Source organism: Comamonas sp. MYb69 (assembly GCF_037479315.1).
Taxonomy (GTDB): domain Bacteria; phylum Pseudomonadota; class Gammaproteobacteria; order Burkholderiales; family Burkholderiaceae_C; genus Comamonas.
The window spans coordinates 60,586-79,043 of sequence record NZ_JBBGZG010000002.1 but is presented as its reverse complement, the minus strand read 5'-3'; the positions used below and the strand labels follow the sequence as shown (position 1 = coordinate 79,043).

The following is an 18,458-nucleotide window of genomic DNA, read 5'->3' as shown; positions in this document are numbered from 1 at the left end:
ACCCCGAGGAGACCGCCATGCCCATTGCATTGCACAACTTCCTGTTTAATGTCTATCCCTACATCTGCCTGGCCGTCTTTCTGATGGGGAGCCTGGCGCGCTTTGACCGCGACCAGTACACCTGGAAGAGCGACTCCTCGCAGATGCTGCGCGCCGGTCAGCTGCGCTGGGGCAGCAACCTGTTCCATATCGGCATTCTGTTCCTGCTGTTCGGCCACACGGTGGGCCTGCTCACGCCGCACTTCATGTATGAGTGGCTGATCACCGCGCCGCAAAAGCAGATGCTGGCCATCATCTCCGGCGGCACCGCCGGCCTGGTCTGCTTTATTGGCCTGAGCCTGCTGCTGCACCGCCGCATTGCCGATCCGCGCATCCGCCGCACCAGCCACCGCACCGATCTGGCCATCCTCATCATCCTGTGGGTGCAGCTGGTGCTGGGCCTGGCGACCTTGCCCGCCTCGTTCTCGCACCGGGCCGATGCCCATGCCATGCTGGTGCTGGCCGACTGGGCCCAGCGCATCGTCACCTTCCGCCCCGATGCGGCAGGCCTGGTGGCGCTGGACTGGCCGTTCAAGGTGCACATGGTGCTGGGCATGACAATCTTCCTGCTCTTCCCCTTCAGCCGCCTGGTGCATGTCTGGAGCGGCTTCGCCTCCGTGGCCTACCTGGCCCGGCCCTACCAGCTGGTGCGCGCGCGCCGTCTGAACCTGCCCAGCAAGCAGCCAGGAGGCCGCCCATGAACGCCGATCTGCACACCCCCACCGGTGGCTGCGGCAGCGCAGCCTGCAGCTGCCAGGACAGCCCCGCCGCCCCCAGCCTGCCCCGCATCGAGGCGCCGCTGGGCGCCCCGCGCGATGCGCTGGCTGCTGCCCAGGTCAACGGCATTGCGCTGTGCGATGCCGACGAGTTGCTGGACCCGATGGAGCTGCGCCAGCGCGCCTGCACCGAGCTGCTGCGCCAGGCCGCCCAGGCCCAGGGCCTGCTCGCTGCCGACGACCCGGTGCCCCGCGCCGGCGCCATCAGCGAAGCGGCCGGCAGCGCCATCGAGCAGCTGCTGGACGCCGAGCTGCAACTGCCCGAGCCCGACGACAGCGCCGGCCGCCGCCACTACCAGGCGCATGCCGCCCGCTACGCCCGGGGCGAGCGCGTGCGGGCACGCCATGTGCTCTTTGCGGTGACGCCCGGCGTCGACATCAACGCCTTGCGCCAGCGCGCCGAGGCCTGCCTGCTGGATGTGCGCAGCGCCACCCCGCAAGAGCAGGCCGCTGGCGACCGCTTTGCCGCCGCTGCCAGCACCAGCAGCAACTGCCCCAGCGGCGCGCAGGGCGGCCAGCTGGGCTGGCTGCGCATCGAAGACTGCGCCCCCGAATTTTCCCGCGAGCTTTTCGGCCATGCCGAGGTGGGGGTGTTGCCGCGCCTGGTGCACAGCCGCTTTGGGCTGCATGTGGTAGAGGTGCAGGAGCGCGAGGCGGGCACCGTGCCGCCTTATGAGCAGGTGCGGGCCGCTGTGTTGCAGCAGTTGCGGCAGCAGAGTTTTGCGACGGGCTTGTCGCAGTATTTGCGGTTGTTGGCGGGGCGGGCGCTGGTGGTGGGGGTGGATTTGGAAGGGGCGGAGACGCCTTTGGTGCAGTAGCTCGCTTGTTTGATTGCCGCTTGGCTATGTCTCACCGTCGGCTCTTTGTTAACCGCCTGCTTTTTGTTTAAGGACAGAGGCCGGGAGAAAACCGGCCTCCGGCCTGAAGGCCAAAGCAGGAGCCTGCATGGCTAAGAGCGATGGAAGGCCGACCATCGCACGGTATTGCCGAGTTAATGGAGAAGCGTTGGCCACAGCGGCTGGTTTCTACTTCTTCTGTTGTTGAAGGACAGAAGCCGGATTTCGTCCGGCAGCCGACTCACTTTTCTTGCTCGCACCGGAGTGCCGGACCAAAGAAAAGTAAGCAAAAGAAGTGCGCCCCTGCTGTCCGTGTCCCCTTCGCTGCGCTGCGGGGCAACCTGCGATGCTCGGCCCAGGGGCGTGCCGCATAACTCACTACGCGCCAGGGCGCTCCGTTCAAACAGATGCGGCAAGCATGTTTACGAAGCGTGTGTCCTTCGGCACACGCCCGCCCCTGGGCCTGTGCTTCTCGGCACGGACAGAAGGGGCCCGACAACCTGCGAGCCATCGCTGCGCTCGGCATCGGGGTATCCCCCCTTCTGTATGCGCCTGTGGTGGGGCGTTTGCGGGCTGGCATGCGCGCCTAAGCGCGCATGCTTCGTGAACTGACTCGCCGTGGCTGTTTGAACGAAGCGCCTTGGCGCGGAGTGAGTTCCACGGCGCAGACCGCAAACGTCACACCACAGGTTGCCCCGCAGCGCAGCGAAGGGGTCGCAGACGGTAGGGGCGTGTTTCTTTGCTTACTTTCTTGCACGAGCAAGAAAGTGAGTCGCCTGCCGGGCGAAAACCGGCCTCCGGCCTGAAGGCCACAGCAGAAGGCTGCATGGCCAAGAGCGATGGAATGCCGACCGCTGGCCGAACCATCAGGACTGCCCTGGCAGACCATCACCCTCAGCAGGCTGAGAAGCCAAAGGATCCCACTCCGCCCAATCGGGCCCAAACAACTCCACCGGGTGCGCCGACCGCTCCGATCCATTGCCACAAGCCATGGACGACGCAGCGCAATAACGGTCACACCCCCAGCAAGTCCGCTCCGGATGCGCAGGATGGATAGGAAAACTTTTGGCCATAAAGAGCTAACAGGGCAAAGATATAGCAGTACCGCACCACTGTGCGCCTGCGCCAGTCAGCAGAATTTGACCTGGATCATGCTTGGCGTACACCGCAACGCACAGCCAGCGATGGGCAGCGAAAATAGAGGCTGTGACACAGCTCCTGAACACCCCACCCACAGCAGGCTTTGACGAGCCTTTCGGCATGCTGCAGGCCTGCCACGGCCGGGTGGCGCGCAGCCTGGATCTGTTGGGCCGCCTGGGTGCCTACCTGGCCGAGCAGGGCGGCGGCGATGCGCAGGGCCAGGCGCGCGATGCGGCGGCTGATGTGCAGCGCTACTTTGACCTGGCGGCGCCCTTGCACCACCAGGATGAAGAGCAGCATGTGCTGCCCGTACTGCGGGCGGCGGGGCAGGGCGCGCTGGCCGACCAGCTGCAGGCCGAGCACCGGCAGATGGAGGCGCTGTGGCCGGCGATACGGGCGGATCTGCAGGCAGTGCAAGCAGGCCATGCACCGACGGGCGAGGCGCTGGTGGCGGCCCGGCGCCGCTGGGCGGATTTTGCCGAGGTCTATACGCGCCATATCGCGGCAGAGGAGACGCAGGCCTACCCCAGCGCGCAAGCGCAATTGGAGCCTGCCGTGCAAGCCGCCATGGGGCGCGAGATGGCGCAGCGGCGCGGGGTGCGTTACCCGGAGGCGGGGCCATGAAAGGGGAACTGCAGCCAGCACGCCAGCGGCCGCTGGCCGTCAAGATCGGCGCCATTGGTTGCGCGCTGCTGCTGATGGCGCTGGTCGCGATTGGCCTGACCTTGCGGCTGACCTGGTCGCTCGAAGGGGGGGCTGCGGCGGTCAATGAAGCGGGGCGCATGCGCATGCAGACCTGGCAGCTGGCGCAGGCCTTGCCGGAGGCGAGCCCGCAGCGCCTGGCCTTGCTGATCGGCCAGCTCGACACCAGCCTGGCCTTGCTGGAAAAGGGCGATGCCGCCCGGCCGCTGTCGGTGCCGCGCGATACGGCCTCGCGTGCCGCCCTGCAAGCCGTGCAGCAACGCTGGCAGCGGCTGCGCGCAGCCTGGCAGCAGCCGGTGACTGGCAGCCATGTGGTGCAGGCCGAGGTCACGGCCCAGCAGGCGCAGAGCTTCGTCGGTGAGGTGGACCAGCTGGTCGGCCGCATCGAGCAGCAACTGGCGCGCTGGACGACCTGGCTCAACACCGCCCAGTTCGTGATGATGGCGCTGGCCATTGCTGCCGCGCTGGCGCTGCTGTATGCGGCGCAGCTGCTGGTGTTTGGGCCGCTGGCGCGGCTGCAGACGGCCCTGGCCCAGGTGGAGGCGGGCGATTTGTCGGTGCGGGTGCCAGCCGATGGCGGCGATGAGTTTGGTGCGCTGGCGCGGGGCTTCAACCGCATGGCGGTGCGCCTGCAGGACCTGTATGCCAGCCTGGAGCGCCGCGTGCAGCAAAAGACCGAACACCTGCAGGCCGAACGCGCCCGCCTGGCGGTGCTGTACGAGGCTGCCGCGCTGGTGGCGCGCGCCGATGCGCTGCCGGTGCTGGCCCAGGGCTTTGCGGCCCAGATGCGCAAGACGGCGCAGGCCGATGCGGTCGCGCTGCGCTGGTCGGACGAGCACAACCGCCGCTATGTGCTGCTCGCATCCGAAGGGCTGCCCGAGGAGATGGCCGATGCCGAGCACTGCCTGCCCACCGGTGACTGCTTTTGCGGCCAGCCCCAGGCCCAGGCGCAGACCCAGCTGGTGGCACTGGAGGACTGGCGCCGTGGCGTGCCGGCAGCGGCCGGCCGGGTGGATGCCGGGCAATGTCGGCGGGCTGGCTTTGTCAGCGTGCTGAGCGTGCCGGTGCGGCTGCATGAGCGCATGGTGGGCGAAGTGGACCTGTTTTTTCGCGATGCGACCACGTTGGCGCCCGATGACCGCGCGCTGCTCGATGCGTTGGCCAGCCACCTGGCCGGCGGCATGGAGGGCCTGCGCGCCGACGCCTTGCAACGCGAAGCGGCGGTGGCCGACGAGCGCGGTCTGCTGGCGCGCGAGCTGCACGACTCCATCGCGCAGAGCCTGGCGTTCTTGAAGATCCAGGCGGGGCTGTTGCGCAGCGACATGGCACGGCTGCCCCCGGATGGCGCGCGCGTACAGGCAACCTTGGGCGAGCTCGATACCGGCATCCGCGAAAGCCTGTCCGATGTGCGTGAGCTGCTGCTGCACTTTCGCACCCGTACCAATGCCGAGGACATCGTGCCTGCGCTGCGCACCACCTTGACCAAGTTCGAGCACCAGACCGGCCTGCCCGCGCAGCTGCAGATTGCCGGCGAAGGCATGGCACTGCCGCCCGATGTGCAGGTGCAGGTGCTGCATGTGGTGCAGGAGGCGCTGTCCAATGTGCGCAAGCATGCGCAGGCCAGCCAGGTGTGGGTGGAGGTGGAGCAAGGCCCGCAGTGGGCGGTGGAGGTGCGCGACGATGGCCAGGGCATGGCGCAGGCCGCCCTGGCGCTGGATGAAACCCATGTGGGCCTGCGCATCATGCGCGAGCGCGCTGCTGGCATTGGCGCCAGCCTGGAGATCCATTCCGTCCCCGGGGCCGGCACCTGCGTGCGCCTGAGCCTGCCCCGCTTGCAGCCTCTGCAAACCCTGCAGCCCCTACCGACATTTCAGCCGCCCACGGCCGTAACCCTTGCCACCTCCAGGAGCCCCGCATGACGGCAGCGCAAGCGCCTACCCCCGCGATACGCCTGCTGGTGGTGGACGACCATCCGCTTTTTCGGCGCGGTGTGATCGCGCTGCTGGCCGCCCAGCCGCAGCTGCAGGTGGTGGCCGAGGCCGGCGATGCGGGCGAGGCGCTGCGCCAGGCCGCGCAGCTGCAGCCCGATGTGGTGCTGCTGGACCACCATATGCCGGGCGTGAGCGGCGTGGACCTGTTGCCGGACCTGCGCGCAGCAGCGCCAGCGGCGCGGGTGCTGGTGCTCACCGCCAGCGAAGACGCGGGCACGCTGGCGCTGGCCTTGCAGCGCGGCGCCCAGGGCTACCTGCTCAAGACGGCCGACAGCGAGGTGCTGGTGGCCGCGATCGAGCGCGCGCTGCGCGGCCAATCGACGGTGAGCATGGAGATGACCGACAAGCTGGTGAGCGCCCTGCAAAACCGGCCGCTGGAGCCGGCTGCGGCGCCGCCGGCCATGCCCGAGCCGGCCGACCCGCTGGAGCAGCTGTCGCCGCGCGAGCTGGAGATCCTGCGCGAAATTGCCGACGGTGCCAGCAACAAGGAGATTGCGCGCAGCCTGGCGATTGCCGAGACGACGGTGAAGATCCATGTGCAGCACATTCTGCGCAAGCTGGGCCTGTCATCGCGCGTGCAGGCCGCGGTGCTGCTGACCGAGGGGCGCGGGCGTTCAGGGGTCTGATCAAGCGCCCCGGTGGCGCTCCAGCAGCAGGGCCAAGGTCTGCCAGGCCGCCGGTTGCTCGGCCATCGCCACCGAGATGCGCAGCAAGCTCGACGGCGCCTGGCGTGGCGAGAACAGCACGCCAGGCGCCAGCAGCAGGCCATGCTCGCTGGCCTGGCGCGCCAGCAGTTCCGAATCCATACCGCAGTCCACCCAGGCGAAGGTGCCGGCGACCGGCTCATGCACCGCGTGGCAGCCCAGCGCTTCGAGCTGGCGCAGGCAGCGGTGGCGCGCCTTGTCCACCCGCTCGCGCAGCCGGTCCACATGCTTGCGGTAGCTGCCATCGGCCAGGATGCGGTGCACGATCTGCTCGCTGGGCAGCGCCGAGGTCAGGCCCCCCAGCAGCTTCAGATCGGTCAGCTGGTGGATGAACTCGGGGCGCGCGGCCACATAGCCCACGCGCAAGCCGCCCGACAGCGTTTTGGAGTAACCCCCCACCAGCAGCACGCGCTGCAGCCGGTCCATGGCCGCCAGGCGCAAGGGCATATTGCCCAGGTACTCAGAATAGGTGTCGTCCTCGACCAGCAGAAAATCATGCCGCTCGGCAATGCGCAGCACCTCGTGCGCCACGCCGGCCGACAGGCTCAGCCCGGTGGGGTTGTGCACGGCGGTGTTGAGAATGAAGAGCTTGGGCTGGTGCTGCGCGGCCAGTGCCTGCAGCGCCTGCACATCGGGGCCGCCGGGCAGGCGCGGCACCCCCACCACGTTGACCCCCATGGTGTTGAGGCGGCCAAAGATCAGGAACCAGCCCGGGTCCTCGACCAGCACGGTGTCGCCGGGCTGCAGAAAGCAGCGCACGATCAGGTCCAGCCCGTGGGTGACGCCGCTCACCGTCATCAACTGGGTCTCGGGATGGGCGGGTACTTCCTGGGCCTGCAAGGTCGATGCGATCTGGCGGCGCAGCGGCGCCAGGCCCTGGGGCAGGCCATAGCCCAGCAGGCTGCGCTCGGCACGCAGGCCCTGCTTCAGGATGGTGCGCAGCGCGCCGCTGATCAGGCCCTCGTCCATCCAGCTGGCGGGCAGGCAGCCGGCGCTGCCGGTGTGGCCGGAGCCATCGGCATCCTCGCGGAAGATGCCGCGCAGCAGGTAGGAGGTATCAAAGGCCGCGCCCTGGGCCAGGCTGGCGGCAGGGGCTGCGGCCGCCTCGGCCAGCGCACGCTGGGCGCAGACAAAAAAGCCCGCACCCCGGCGCGACTGCACCAGGCCCTGCGCGGCCAGCCGGTCATAGGCCTGCACGACGGTGTCGCGGCTTACCCCCGCCTGCTCGGCCAGCGCCCGCACCGACGGCAGGCGCATGCCCGCGCGCAGCCCGTGGTTGCGGATGCGGTCGCTGAAATGCGCCACCAGCTGCTCGACCAGCGATGCGCTGCCGGTGCGCACTGGCTGCCAGCCCCAGGCAGCTGCGGCCAGCGGAGGGGCGCTGGGGCTGGGGGCAGCGGTATAGGCGACATCGGCGATATCAGCAGTCGGCGAAAGTGTCTGGGTCATAAGAGCAGGCCAATTCTTGAACTGGCCAGATAAAGTGTACCGGTACTGTACTGCATAACGGCCTTAGCATGGCAGCAGCTTTTCTTTTCTCCTTTTTTTCCGTAGCTTGCCATGTCTGTTTTGCCCGAAACCTCCGCCTTTGTGTTGCCCCTGGCCCTGTTCGCCTTTGTCAGCTCGGTCACGCCAGGCCCCAACAATGTGATGCTGACGGCCTCGGGCGCGAGCTTTGGCTACCGCCGCACGGTGCCGCATATGCTGGGCATCAGCCTGGGGGTGGTGGCCATGCTGCTGCTGGTGGGCCTGGGCCTGGGCGTGGCCTTTGAGCGCGAGCCGCGCCTCTACACCTGGCTCAAGTACCTGGGCGCCGCCTACCTGCTGTGGCTGGCCTGGAAGATTGCCCGCTCCGGGCAGGCGGGTGCCGGGCAGGCGGCTGCGCAACCTTTTGGCTTTTGGCAGGCCGCTGCCTTCCAGTGGGTCAATCCCAAGGCCTGGATCATGGCCATCGGCATTGTGGCCACCTACACCCCGCGCGATGGCTATGCCGCCAACCTGCTGCTCGCCGCTCTGGTGCTTGGGCTGGTGAACTACCCCAGCGTCAGCGTCTGGACCTTGTTTGGCAGCGCCGTGGGCCGCGCGCTGCGCACACCCCGGGCGCTGCAGCGCTTTAACTGGTGCATGGCGGCGCTGCTGGTGCTGTCGCTCTACCCGGTGCTGGAGGGCTGACAGCGGGCGAGCCGACCCAGGGCCTTGCACCGTGGCAGGCTCAGGGTTCGCCCGGCATGCAGGCCCGGCGCCCGCTCGCTACAATGGTCCTCAGCCTTTGCATTGGAGAGAGCCCATGTCCAGCCCGCACACCGACGCCGACACCGAACACGCCCCGATGGATACCGTGGAAGCCATTGTTCCGCTGATGCCCGTGGTGCTGCCGCTGGTGGGCGCATTGATGATGTTCCTGCTGGCCTTTATCGCCGTACACATGGCCTGAGCGCTGCGCGCCAAACCCCGTTGCTGAACCCGCCGCTGGCGGGTTTTTTGTTGCCTGGCGTTCGCTGACGAAGGCTGGCAAGGCCCTGTGCTGGCCAGGCCCCTGGGTGACGTCTGGTTGACGCCTGGGTGGTGCCTGGGTGGTGCCTGGGTGGTGCCTGGGTGGTGCCTGGGTGGTGCCTGGGTGGTGCCTGGGTGGTGCCGGGCCCAGCGCCACCTGCGCGACAGGGCTGTTGCCCAAGAAACCGGTATCAATACAGTTATGCATTTTGTCATGCATCAAATGCATAGATGTGGCGACTGAAAATCACCGTTTTGGGGGCTGACTGCTAAAATCGCCAGTCCAGCGTAGGCATTGTTGCGCACAGGCATTGCGCCTTGTCCGACGCTGTGGAGACGGTTTTTCAAAAATGGGTTGCTGTCGGCCAAGGAGCTTGTCGCAGCGGTTTTTGATGAACCGTTTACAACTTTGAAAGCCTTCCCATGAACGCAAACATCCAGGCCGGTGTCGCCATTCAGGCCCCCGACTACGTCAAGAACCCCAAGCTCATCGCCTGGGTGGCCGATATGGCCGCACTGTGCAAGCCTGACGCCGTTTACTGGTGCGATGGCAGCCAGGAAGAATACGACCGCCTCTGCCAGCAACTGGTCGATGCCGGTACCTTCAAGAAGCTCAACCCCGCCAAGCGCCCCGGCAGCTTTCTGGCCTGGTCCGATCCCTCGGACGTGGCCCGCGTGGAAGACCGCACCTACATCTGCTCGGCCAAGAAGGAAGATGCCGGCCCGACCAACAACTGGATGGAACCTGCCGAGATGCGCTCGACTCTACAGCCGCTGTTTGACGGTTGTATGAAGGGCCGCACCATGTATGTGGTGCCGTTCTCGATGGGCCCGCTGGGCTCGCCCATTGCCCACGTGGGCATCGAGCTGTCCGACAGCGCCTATGTCGCGGTCAACATGAAGATCATGACCCGCATGGGCCGTGCCGTGTACGACGTGATCGGCAGCGATGGTGCATTTGTGCCCTGCGTGCACACCATCGGCGCGCCGCTGCAGGCCGGCGAAAAGGACACCACCAGCTGGCCTTGCAACAAGACCAAGTACATCGTGCACTACCCCGAGACGCGCGAAATTTGGTCCTACGGTTCGGGCTACGGCGGCAATGCGCTGCTGGGCAAGAAGTGCTTTGCGCTGCGCATCGCCTCGACCATGGGCCGCGACCAGGGCTGGCTGGCCGAGCACATGCTGATTCTGGGCGTGCAAAACCCCCAGGGCAAGAAGTACCATGTGGCCGCCGCTTTCCCCAGCGCCTGCGGCAAGACCAATTTCTCGATGCTGGTGCCACCCACCGGCTTTGAAGGCTGGAAAGTCACCACCATTGGCGACGACATCGCCTGGATCAAGCCCCAGGCCGACGGCTCGCTGCGCGCGATCAACCCCGAAGCCGGCTACTTTGGCGTGGCCCCTGGCACCAACTACCACACCAACCCCAACTGCATGGCCAGTTTGGACAAGAACGTCATCTTCACCAACGTTGCGCTGACCGATGACGGCGATGTGTGGTGGGAAGGCATGGAAAAGGACAGCGGCCAGCTGCCAGACCACCTGATCGACTGGCAAGGCAAGGACTGGACGCCCCAGATCGCCAAGGAAACCGGCGCCAAGGCCGCCCACCCCAATGCCCGCTTCACCGTCGCTGCCACGAACAACCCGGCGCTCGACGAAGCCTGGGACGACCCCAAGGGCGTGAAGATCGATGCCTTCATCTTTGGTGGCCGCCGCTCGACCACCGTGCCGCTGGTGACCGAGGCGCGCAACTGGAAGGAAGGCGTCTACATGGCTGCGACCATGGGCTCGGAAACCACCGCTGCCGCCTTTGGCGCGCAAGGCGTGGTGCGCCGCGATCCGTTCGCAATGCTGCCTTTCATGGGCTACAACATGAGCGACTACTTCGCCCACTGGCTGAACCTGGGCGACAAGCTCGAAGCCGCTGGCGCGCAGCTGCCCAAGATCTACACCACCAACTGGTTCCGCAAGGATGCCGCTGGCAAGTTCGTCTGGCCTGGCTACGGTGAGAACATGCGCGTGCTCAAGTGGATGCTCGACCGCCTCGAAGGCCAGGTGCAGGGCACGCAGACCGCCTTTGGTGTCGCGCCGCAGTACGCCGAGATCAACTGGACCGGCCTGGACTTCAATGCCGAGCAGTTCAAGACCGTCACCAACATCGACACCGCCGTCTGGACCGAAGAGCTGGCATCGCACCAGGCCCATTTCGACCACCTGGCCCAGCGCCTGCCCCAGGCGCTGCTGGACATCAAGGCCGATCTGGAAAAGCGCCTGGTCGCTGCTTGATCGGTAGCTGGCGAGCTCGCTGGTAGCCCCGCTGCCAGTGGCTGGGATAGCGCAACACAGCAAAACCCCGCATGTTTTAGGCATGCGGGGTTTTGTTTTGGGTGCTTGGTTTGTTGTGAGCGCGCTTGGACTCAGCGTCAGCGCATCGATGGAACTGTGGTTTGTTGCATACAGCCAGCATGTTGCGGGGCAGGAAAGTGCTTGCCAAGCGTTTTCCTAGCACCTGCGGCTTGCGCAGGCGGAGGTGTTCCGCAATCCCAAACCGCTGATCCACTTTGGATGAGATGCAGCCACCAGCAACAAAAAAGCCACGGCATGCCGTGGCTCTTGAAAAGGCAGATCGTGGCTGCCGGCGCTGGGGCTCTGGAGGAACCCCGGCGTTGATCAGTAGTTCTTGTGGTAGAACGAAACCGCTGCGTCGCTCATGGCGCGGTTCAGGTCAGCCATCACGCGGCTGTCTTGCAGGGCCACTTGCCAGGTCTTGTCGTCTTCCAGGGCGCGGCGGTGGCCTTCGTCCCAGCTGCGGCGGGCGGCGCGCAGGCTGCTGCTCAGGTTGCGGGCAGGGGCGGCCAGCAGGGCGATGGCGACAAAGGCGACAGCCCACAGCAGGGCCCAGCCAGCGATCCAGTGGCTACCGCCAGCGACGGAGTCCACCAGGCGGGTAGCAACCACCAGCACGGCAGCGACCAGCGCGGCCAGCATCAGCGATGCGCCAACGCCCTTGGTGCCGAAGGTGGTCTTGAGATGTTCAGCAGCACGTTCCACACGCAGAACGCCCGTGTGTTCGGTAGCCATGTCAGTGTGTACAAAACTGTTGGTCATGATGGATGTCTTTGGTATTAATGCTTCTTTGAAGCGATGAACGAAGTATAGGGTTTACCCTAGACGTTCTCAAATTTATCTTTTGAATCTGTATCATTCATGCCAGTGATGTATTGCGGTTCGCCCAGCGTTGCAAAGGATTGAAAATGCTGCCCCACCAATTTCGGCACCTGGACCTGAACCTCTTGCGTGTATTCGACGAGGTGATGAATGAGCGCAGCCTGACCCGGGCGGCCGACAAGCTGGCCATCACCCAGCCGGCGGTCAGCAATGCGATGCGGCGCCTGCGCGAGGCGCTGCATGACGAGCTGTTGGTGCGCAGTGGCCAGGGCGTGGAGCCCACGCCGCTGGCCAATGCGCTGTGGCCGGTGGTGCGCGAATCGCTGGCGCGCCTGCAGGCCAGCTTTGCGCCGGAGCGCTTTGACCCCGCCCATGCGACCCAGGCCTTTGTCGTGGCGATGGCCGATGCTACCGCCGCCACCTTGCTGCCCAGCCTGATGCATATTCTGGAGACCGAGGCACCAGGCGTCTCTGTGCATGTGCAACCACTCACTACCCGGGATCCGCGCGAGGAGCTGGAAGCCGAGACCGCCGACCTGGCCGTGGGCTATTTCCCCTTTGTGCTCGCGGAGATGACGGCCCGCGCCCAGTCGGGGGACCTGGTGGATTTCGAGAGCCGGCGCCTCTATGACGGCGAATACCTCTGCGTGATGCGCAAGGATCACCCTCTGAGTGAGGGCTTGCTTACTTTGGAGCGCTACTGCGATGCGCGCCATATGCTGGTGAGCTTTTCCGGCCAGCCCTTTGGCTTTCTGGACGAGGCGCTGGCATCGATCGGCCGCAAACGCCGGGTGGTGCTGACGGTGAACCAGTACTTCACCGCCGCCCGCGTGGTGGCGCGCACCGATCTGCTGACCGTCCTGCCGCGCCACTTTGTGCCTGCCACCGGCATCGCCGATCTGCTGGCCTTCCAGCCGCTGCCGCTGCGCGTGGAGGCCGTGCATGTGGATGCGCTCTGGCGCAGCCGCAGCGGGCATATTCCGCCCTCGGCGCTGGAATGGATGCTGCACGCGCTGGAGCGCTCGGCCCGGGCGGCTTTTCCTGACCTGGAATTACCGATGTAGCGGGGCTGCAAGGCGCCAAAGCCCATGGTAGGCTTGGCGACCATGCACCTGCAAATTCTGTCCGACCTGCATCTGGAGACCCACCCCCATTTCCGTGCCCAGCCTGCGCCCGGCGCACAGTTGCTGGTGCTGGCCGGCGACATTGGCTCCTACCAGAATGGCTCGATGCTGGACGATGCCGATTTTGGCCTCACCCAGTTCAGCCCGCAACAGGCCGGCGGCCATTGGCCCGAACCGGTGATCCTGGTGCCCGGCAACCATGAGTTCGACAACCAGGATTTCGATACCGCCCGGCTGCGCCTGCGTGCCAGCTGCGAAAAGCTGGGCATCACCATGCTCGACTGCGACACCCTGGCCATCGACGGCGTGCGCTTTATTGGCACCACCCTCTGGTCCGACTACGACGCCATTGCGCTGCACAACGGCGTGACCGAGTTGGGTGCGCTGATGAAGCAGCGCGAGAAGGCTTTCAAGGCCGCCAACTTCTACCTGACCAAGGCCCAGACCGAGCGCAATGGCCAGCCCTTTCTGGCCGCCGAGATGCGCGACGAAGCGCTGCGCTGCCAGGAATGGCTGCGCGCCGCACTGGCCGAGCCCTTTGATGGCAAGACCGTCGTCATCACCCACTTTGCGCCCAGCCTGCGCAGCGCCGATCCGCGCTATGGGCTGACCCCGGGCACCGCCGGCTTTTGCAATGTGCTCGATGACCTGCTGCCCTATGCCGACCTCTGGATCCACGGCCATCTGCATGCGCCCAGCGACTACCTGGCCAAAGGCCAGCACAGCGATGGCCGCCCCTGGCAATGCCGAGTTGTGGCCAACCCGCTGGGCTATGCGCGCAAGGGCGAGCAGGAAAGCTTCAATCCGCATTGCTTGGTGGCGGTGTAAAGCGACAGGTTCTCAGGGACTGCTTAGCGCGCCACTACTTCTCGCGCGGCTCCACAACATGGGTACGGTAAGGTTGTGTGCTTGGCGCTGACTAGCCTCTGCGGCGCCGCCATGTCTTGAACGGCCGCTTATATCCCGCGTATTCATCTCCATTTTGCATACCGTGTCCCTAAAACAGTTATTGAGGCGCATTTCAGCAGCAAAATGTTTACGGTCGACAGTTCTTCTCTGAGGCGTGCTTAGCATCTTCGATCAAATCCAAGGGTTTTTACCTAAATTTATCGCCGCACCTGATGCACATCAATGCCCGTTTGACGGTAAATCTATAAGCTGATACACATGATTTAGCCTGTAAAGCGCGTTCTCGCTGATGGAGCGCGGGTTTGCCAGGCCACAGTCCAGCGTTGGTGGCGCCACCGGTGTTGGGTCCCTCACCCCTTTTTGAAGGAGTCAAGGCATGCGTATTTTGTTGGCCGTTGATGGCAGCCCCTACACCCAGAAGATGCTCGATTACCTGGCAGCGCACGCAGAGTGGCTGACGCCCAACCACCATTACACGGTGCTCACGGTGCAGCCCTTGCTGCCGCCCCGGGCTGCCAAGGCCTTGGGCAAGGCGCTGGTGGATGACTACCACAGCGAGGAGGCGCAGAAGGTGCTGGTGCCGGTGCAGGAGTTTCTGGCCGCCCACCAGGTCAAGGCCGTGGCCGAGACTGCTGTCGGCCCGATCTCGCAGACCATTGCCGAGACGGCCGATAAGGGCGGCTATGACCTGCTGATCATGGGCACCCGGGGCCATGGCGCACTGGCCAAGCTGGTGCTGGGCTCGGTGGCGACCCAGGTGCTGGCCGAGAGCAAGCTGCCGGTATTGCTGATTCGGTAAATGGATCAGATCATGCGTCTGTCATTTGCTATTCACCATATAGCAATACTTGGCGTGGATACTGCACAAGCAATGGATTTCACTGATGAGGGAGGGATGGAACCACCGGTGCGATGAATGCCTGTGGACATCCGGAAACTGCTTGCATCCCCCTGGGGTGCAGGCAGTTTTTTTATGCCTTGACGGTGGCGCGCGCGGCGGCAGTCGGCGGCGCCAGGCTGCTCTTGGCGCTGTGCACCATCGCATCGCTCAGGGCGCCCAGCAAGGCCGACTGCAGGTTCCAGCAGTGCCAGTACAGGTCCACGCGCAGCACCTGGGCCTCGGCCACATTGACCAGGCGGCCATCGGCGAGATAAGGGCGGGCCAGCAGCTCGGGCACCACGCCCACGCCCCAGCCGGCGGCCACGGCGCGCACCTGGGCTTCGGAATTGGGCACATAGAGCTGGTGCAGGCCAACGGTCTTGAGGCCCATCGCGCGGGCGACAAACACGCGCTGCATGTCGTCCTTGCGGTTGTAGCTCAAAAACGGCAGGTGCTTGAAGTTGCTGCGGTTGATTCCTTGCGGCACATGCTGCTGGGCAAAACTGGGCGCTGCCACGGCGATGTAGTGCATCGCGCCCAGCGCGGTCACGCGGCAGCCGCGCAGCGCCTGCGGCATGGTGGTGACGCAGCCGAGCACCTCGCCGGTGCGCAGCAGCTCCAAGGTGTGGTCCTGGTCGTCGGTGATGATCTCCAGCGGCAGCTGCTGCAGCGCAATGTCCTGCAGCGCATCGAGCGCCCAGGTGGCAATGCTGTCGGCATTGATGGCAATCGAGATGGCCTCGTCATGCGCGCTGCGGCCCATGGCGTGGGGCAGCAGGCTGTGCAGCTCCTGCTCCAGGTCGGTGCGCAGCAGCCGCAGCTGCTGGGTGTGCTTGAGCAGCAGCTGGCCGGCAGCGGTGGGCCGCAGCGGGCGGCTGCGCACCACCAGCACCGAGCCGATCTGCGCCTCCAGCGCGCGCAGCCGCTGCGAGACGGCCGATTGCGTCACATTCAGGCGCAGCGCGGCCTTCTCGAAACCGCCTTCTTCAATCACGGCGGCCAGGCATTCCAGCGCGACCGGGTCCAGGTTGCTCATGGGGCTCCAGTATTAGAAGAACTGATGAATCTTGAAGAAGTTTAATTGCACTTTATGTTGCAGCCAAGATGCCAGACACTGAGAGGCATGAAAGTCATCATCCTCGGCGCCGGCATCATCGGCACCAGCACTGCCTGGCATTTGCTGCAACTCGGCCATGACGTCACCGTCGTGGATCGCCAACCGGACGCGGCGCTGGAGACCAGCTATGCCAATGCCGCGCAGATCTCGGTGAGCTACTGCGAGCCCTGGGCCAACAAGCATGCCCCGCTCAAGGCGCTCAAGTGGATGTTCGACAAGGAGGCCCCGCTGCTGCTGCGCCCGCATGCCGATCCGCAGCAATGGCGCTGGCTCACCCAGTTTCTGGCCGAGTGCAATGACCGCTCCTTTGCCCGCAATGTGCAGCAGATCGTTGCGCTGGGTGCCTATAGCCACAACGCCTTGAAGGCCGTGGTGGCGCAGACCGGCATCCAGTTCAACCGGCTCGAGCGCGGCATCGCCCACTTCTTCACCAGCTACGAAGCGGTGCAGGATGCGCAGATGGCCGTCGACCTGATGCGCCAGTACGGGGTGAACCGCCGCATGGTCAGCACCGAAGAGTTTTTGAAGATCGAGCCCGCCTTCAAGCCCTATGCCGCGCATATCAAGGGTGGCACCTTTACCGAGAGCGACGAGAGCGGCGATGCGCGCGTGTTCACGCAAAAGCTCGCCCAGCTCTGCGCACAGGGCGGTGTGCAGTTTCTCTACAACCACCGGGTCGAGCGGTTGAATGTGGCCGGCGGCGCGATCGATTCGGTCACCGTGCGTGCCACCGCAGCGGGCGCCGACAGCAGCCCACGCACCTTGCAGGGCGATGCCGTCATCGTCGCCTGCGGCAGCTACACCGCGCCGCTGCTGCGCACCGTGGGCCTGAATGTCGCCATCTACCCCGGCAAGGGCTACAGCGCCACCTTGCCGATCTTGAAGCCCGAGGCCGCGCCCTTTGTCAGCTGCATCGACGATGGCAACAAGCTGGCGATGAGCCGCCTGGGCAACCAGCTGCGCGTGGCCGGCACGATCGAGCTCAACGGTTTTGACAGCTCGCTGGACAGCCCGCTGGCCAAGGCCCGCTGCCATATGTTGGCGCGCCGCATCGAGGAGCTGATGCCCGGCGTCTGCGACACCCGCCTGCCCGAGCAGGGCGGCAACCCGCAGTTCTGGACCGGCCTGCGCCCCGCCACCCCCACCAATATCCCGTTCATTGGCCGCACCAAGATCAGCAAGCTCTGGATCAATGCCGGCCACGGCACCTTGGGCTGGACCCATGGCGCCGGCAGCGGCAAGGCCATGGCCGAGCTGGTGAGTGGCCGCATGCCAGAGATGCAGTTTGGCTTCTACGGCTATGAAAGCGAAGCCAAGCGCCGGGCCGCAGTCGCCGCCTGAACGGCAACGGACAACGCCATGAAAAAGGGCCGCACAGTGTGCAGCCCTTTTAGCGTTTATTGCGGACGGATCAGGCGTCCAGGCGCACCAGCCAGCCGTGGCGGTCAGGGGCGCGGCCGTACTGGATGTCGGTCAGTTCCTTGCGCAGGGCCATCGTGACTTCGCCAGCGGGGGCCGACAGGTCGCCCACCGAGAAGCCTTCGCCCTTGAGCTGGCCGATGGGGGTGATGACGGCAGCGGTGCCGCAGGCAAACACTTCGGTGATGTCACCGGAGGCCACGCCCTGCTTCCACTCGTCCACAGCGATCTTGCGCTCTTCGACCACCATGCCACGGTCGCGTGCCAGCTGCAGCAGCGAGTCGCGCGTGATGCCTTCCAGAATGCTGCCCGACAGCGCAGGGGTGACCAGCTTGTTTTGCTTGCCGTAGACCAGGAACACATTCATGCCGCCCAGCTCTTCGAGGTACTTGCCTTCGGCAGGATCGAGGAACAGCACCTGCGAGCAGCCGTTGTCCTGCGCTTGCTGCTGGGGCAGCAGCGAAGCGGCATAATTGCCGCCGCACTTGGCGGCACCCGTGCCACCCTTGGCCGCGCGGGCATAGTCGGTGGACAGCCAGATCGCCACGGGCGCCACGCCCTTGGCAAAGTAGGGGCCGGCGGGGCAGGCGATCACGTAGTAGGTGGCCTTGTGGGCGCTGCGCACGCCCAGGAAGACTTCGTCACCGATCATGAAGGGGCGCAGGTAGAGGCTCGCTTCGTTGCCGCTGGGCACCCAGTCCTTGTCCACCGCGATGATCTGCTTGAGGGATTCCACAAAAATATCGACCGGCAGCTCAGGCAGCGCCAGGCGGCGGGCGGAGCGCTGCAGGCGCTCGGCATTGGCCTGCGGGCGGAAGGTCCAGACCGAGCCATCGGCATGGCGGTAGGCCTTGATGCCTTCAAAGATTTCCTGGCCGTAGTGCAGCACGGCAGCGGCGGGGTCCAGCGCAATCGGGCCGTACGGGGTCACGGCCGCATCGCGCCAGCCTCCCTCTTTGTCCCAGTGCACCGAGACCATGTGGTCGGTGAAGTGCAGACCAAAACCCGGGTTGTCCAGAATCTTGGCGCGCTCTTGGGCGCTGCGTGGCTGGCTCGATGGGGTGACGGCAAAGGTCAGGGAGGAGGGGGACACGGGACTAATCCTTCAGTTGGCAACAGGGACAGCAGCGTCCTGTGGGGAGCCGCTGCCGATC

17 protein-coding genes are annotated in these 18,458 nt (G+C 65.6%); 12 read left to right on the top strand and 5 right to left on the bottom strand.

Going from position 1 to position 18,458, the window contains the following annotated elements; translation table 11 throughout:
- Positions 1–17: 17 nt before the first annotated feature.
- On the top strand, positions 18–740 hold the full coding sequence (narI, locus tag WH303_RS02545; RefSeq protein ID WP_339516757.1) for a respiratory nitrate reductase subunit gamma: 723 nt from the start codon (positions 18–20) through the stop codon (positions 738–740).
- Positions 737–1,633, top strand: a complete 897-nt coding sequence (locus WH303_RS02540) for a peptidylprolyl isomerase (RefSeq protein WP_339516755.1) — start codon at positions 737–739, stop codon at positions 1,631–1,633. The genes narI and WH303_RS02540 overlap by 4 nt, the downstream gene beginning before the upstream one ends.
- 884 nt (positions 1,634–2,517) lie before the next feature.
- Here the strand turns inward: WH303_RS02540 and WH303_RS02535 are convergent.
- On the bottom strand, positions 2,518–2,724 hold the full coding sequence (locus WH303_RS02535; protein ID WP_339516753.1) for a DUF3079 domain-containing protein: 207 nt from the start codon (positions 2,722–2,724) through the stop codon (positions 2,518–2,520).
- A 133-nt stretch (positions 2,725–2,857) separates the two neighbouring features.
- Here WH303_RS02535 and WH303_RS02530 point away from each other — a divergent pair, with 133 nt between their 5' ends.
- The 3 genes from WH303_RS02530 to WH303_RS02520 are packed head-to-tail and all read left to right on the top strand — an operon-like array spanning position 2,858 to position 6,110.
- A complete protein-coding gene (locus tag WH303_RS02530) occupies positions 2,858–3,415 on the top strand; it encodes a hemerythrin domain-containing protein (protein WP_339516751.1) in 558 nt (185 codons plus the stop codon).
- Positions 3,412–5,412, top strand: a complete 2,001-nt coding sequence (locus WH303_RS02525; protein ID WP_339516749.1) for a type IV pili methyl-accepting chemotaxis transducer N-terminal domain-containing protein — start codon at positions 3,412–3,414, stop codon at positions 5,410–5,412. Before WH303_RS02530 ends, WH303_RS02525 begins: the two co-directional genes overlap by 4 nt.
- Positions 5,409–6,110, top strand: coding sequence for a response regulator (locus WH303_RS02520; protein ID WP_339516747.1), 702 nt, complete (start codon positions 5,409–5,411; stop codon positions 6,108–6,110). The genes WH303_RS02525 and WH303_RS02520 overlap by 4 nt, the downstream gene beginning before the upstream one ends.
- On the opposite strand, the gene WH303_RS02515 is transcribed toward WH303_RS02520, so the two are convergent.
- Positions 6,111–7,637, bottom strand: a complete 1,527-nt coding sequence (locus WH303_RS02515; RefSeq protein WP_339516745.1) for an aminotransferase-like domain-containing protein — start codon at positions 7,635–7,637, stop codon at positions 6,111–6,113. It lies immediately after the preceding gene.
- A 111-nt stretch (positions 7,638–7,748) separates the two neighbouring features.
- Here WH303_RS02515 and WH303_RS02510 point away from each other — a divergent pair, with 111 nt between their 5' ends.
- The 3 genes from WH303_RS02510 (at position 7,749) to WH303_RS02500 (ending at position 10,973) form a co-directional block, all read left to right on the top strand.
- Positions 7,749–8,360: a LysE family translocator gene (locus tag WH303_RS02510; protein WP_339516743.1), complete on the top strand. Its 612-nt coding sequence runs from the start codon at positions 7,749–7,751 to the stop codon at positions 8,358–8,360.
- Between the two features lie 115 nt (positions 8,361–8,475).
- A complete protein-coding gene (locus WH303_RS02505; RefSeq protein WP_021029027.1) occupies positions 8,476–8,622 on the top strand; it encodes a hypothetical protein in 147 nt (48 codons plus the stop codon).
- A gap of 482 nt (positions 8,623–9,104) precedes the next feature.
- Positions 9,105–10,973: a phosphoenolpyruvate carboxykinase (GTP) gene (locus WH303_RS02500; protein ID WP_339516741.1), complete on the top strand. Its 1,869-nt coding sequence runs from the start codon at positions 9,105–9,107 to the stop codon at positions 10,971–10,973.
- A 384-nt stretch (positions 10,974–11,357) separates the two neighbouring features.
- On the opposite strand, the gene WH303_RS02495 is transcribed toward WH303_RS02500, so the two are convergent.
- Entirely contained in the window at positions 11,358–11,768 is a 411-nt protein-coding gene (locus tag WH303_RS02495) for a hypothetical protein (RefSeq protein ID WP_239645084.1), read from the bottom strand.
- Between the two features lie 173 nt (positions 11,769–11,941).
- Between WH303_RS02495 and WH303_RS02490 the strand changes: the two genes are divergently transcribed.
- The 3 genes from WH303_RS02490 to WH303_RS02480 all read left to right on the top strand — a co-directional run bounded on the left by WH303_RS02490 (position 11,942) and on the right by WH303_RS02480 (position 14,687).
- Positions 11,942–12,919 (top strand): LysR family transcriptional regulator, encoded by a 978-nt coding sequence (locus tag WH303_RS02490; protein ID WP_021029030.1) that lies wholly within the window; start codon positions 11,942–11,944, stop codon positions 12,917–12,919.
- 42 nt (positions 12,920–12,961) lie between these two features.
- A complete protein-coding gene (locus WH303_RS02485) occupies positions 12,962–13,807 on the top strand; it encodes a metallophosphoesterase (protein WP_339516738.1) in 846 nt (281 codons plus the stop codon).
- Between the two features lie 457 nt (positions 13,808–14,264).
- Complete coding sequence (locus WH303_RS02480) at positions 14,265–14,687, top strand: universal stress protein (RefSeq protein ID WP_021029032.1); 423 nt, start codon at positions 14,265–14,267, stop codon at positions 14,685–14,687.
- Between the two features lie 172 nt (positions 14,688–14,859).
- On the opposite strand, the gene WH303_RS02475 is transcribed toward WH303_RS02480, so the two are convergent.
- Positions 14,860–15,804 (bottom strand): LysR family transcriptional regulator ArgP, encoded by a 945-nt coding sequence (locus tag WH303_RS02475; protein WP_339516736.1) that lies wholly within the window; start codon positions 15,802–15,804, stop codon positions 14,860–14,862.
- 87 nt (positions 15,805–15,891) lie between these two features.
- On the opposite strand from WH303_RS02475, the gene WH303_RS02470 reads away from it, so the two are divergent.
- Complete coding sequence (locus WH303_RS02470; RefSeq protein WP_339516735.1) at positions 15,892–17,226, top strand: D-amino acid dehydrogenase; 1,335 nt, start codon at positions 15,892–15,894, stop codon at positions 17,224–17,226.
- A gap of 70 nt (positions 17,227–17,296) precedes the next feature.
- Here the strand turns inward: WH303_RS02470 and WH303_RS02465 are convergent, their stop codons facing one another.
- The gene (locus WH303_RS02465) at positions 17,297–18,397 is read right to left on the bottom strand and encodes a branched-chain amino acid aminotransferase (protein ID WP_021029035.1); all 1,101 of its coding nucleotides are present in this window, start codon (positions 18,395–18,397) and stop codon (positions 17,297–17,299) included.
- Positions 18,398–18,458: the final 61 nt, after the last annotated feature.

Excerpts from the sequence above, each read along its gene's own strand:
- narI (WP_339516757.1), top strand. The coding sequence starts at position 18 with ATGCCCATTGCATTGCACAACTTCCTGTTTAATGTCTATCCCTACATC.
- WH303_RS02540 (WP_339516755.1), top strand. The coding sequence starts at position 737 with ATGAACGCCGATCTGCACACCCCCACCGGTGGCTGCGGCAGCGCAGCC.
- WH303_RS02535 (WP_339516753.1), bottom strand. The coding sequence starts at position 2,724 with ATGGCCAAAAGTTTTCCTATCCATCCTGCGCATCCGGAGCGGACTTGC.
- WH303_RS02525 (WP_339516749.1), top strand. The coding sequence starts at position 3,412 with ATGAAAGGGGAACTGCAGCCAGCACGCCAGCGGCCGCTGGCCGTCAAG.
- WH303_RS02520 (WP_339516747.1), top strand. The coding sequence starts at position 5,409 with ATGACGGCAGCGCAAGCGCCTACCCCCGCGATACGCCTGCTGGTGGTG.
- WH303_RS02515 (WP_339516745.1), bottom strand. The coding sequence starts at position 7,637 with ATGACCCAGACACTTTCGCCGACTGCTGATATCGCCGATGTCGCCTAT.
- WH303_RS02510 (WP_339516743.1), top strand. The coding sequence starts at position 7,749 with ATGTCTGTTTTGCCCGAAACCTCCGCCTTTGTGTTGCCCCTGGCCCTG.
- WH303_RS02505 (WP_021029027.1), top strand. The coding sequence starts at position 8,476 with ATGTCCAGCCCGCACACCGACGCCGACACCGAACACGCCCCGATGGAT.
- WH303_RS02500 (WP_339516741.1), top strand. The coding sequence starts at position 9,105 with ATGAACGCAAACATCCAGGCCGGTGTCGCCATTCAGGCCCCCGACTAC.
- WH303_RS02495 (WP_239645084.1), bottom strand. The coding sequence starts at position 11,768 with ATGGCTACCGAACACACGGGCGTTCTGCGTGTGGAACGTGCTGCTGAA.
- WH303_RS02490 (WP_021029030.1), top strand. The coding sequence starts at position 11,942 with ATGCTGCCCCACCAATTTCGGCACCTGGACCTGAACCTCTTGCGTGTA.
- WH303_RS02485 (WP_339516738.1), top strand. The coding sequence starts at position 12,962 with ATGCACCTGCAAATTCTGTCCGACCTGCATCTGGAGACCCACCCCCAT.
- WH303_RS02480 (WP_021029032.1), top strand. The coding sequence starts at position 14,265 with ATGCGTATTTTGTTGGCCGTTGATGGCAGCCCCTACACCCAGAAGATG.
- WH303_RS02475 (WP_339516736.1), bottom strand. The coding sequence starts at position 15,804 with ATGAGCAACCTGGACCCGGTCGCGCTGGAATGCCTGGCCGCCGTGATT.
- WH303_RS02470 (WP_339516735.1), top strand. The coding sequence starts at position 15,892 with ATGAAAGTCATCATCCTCGGCGCCGGCATCATCGGCACCAGCACTGCC.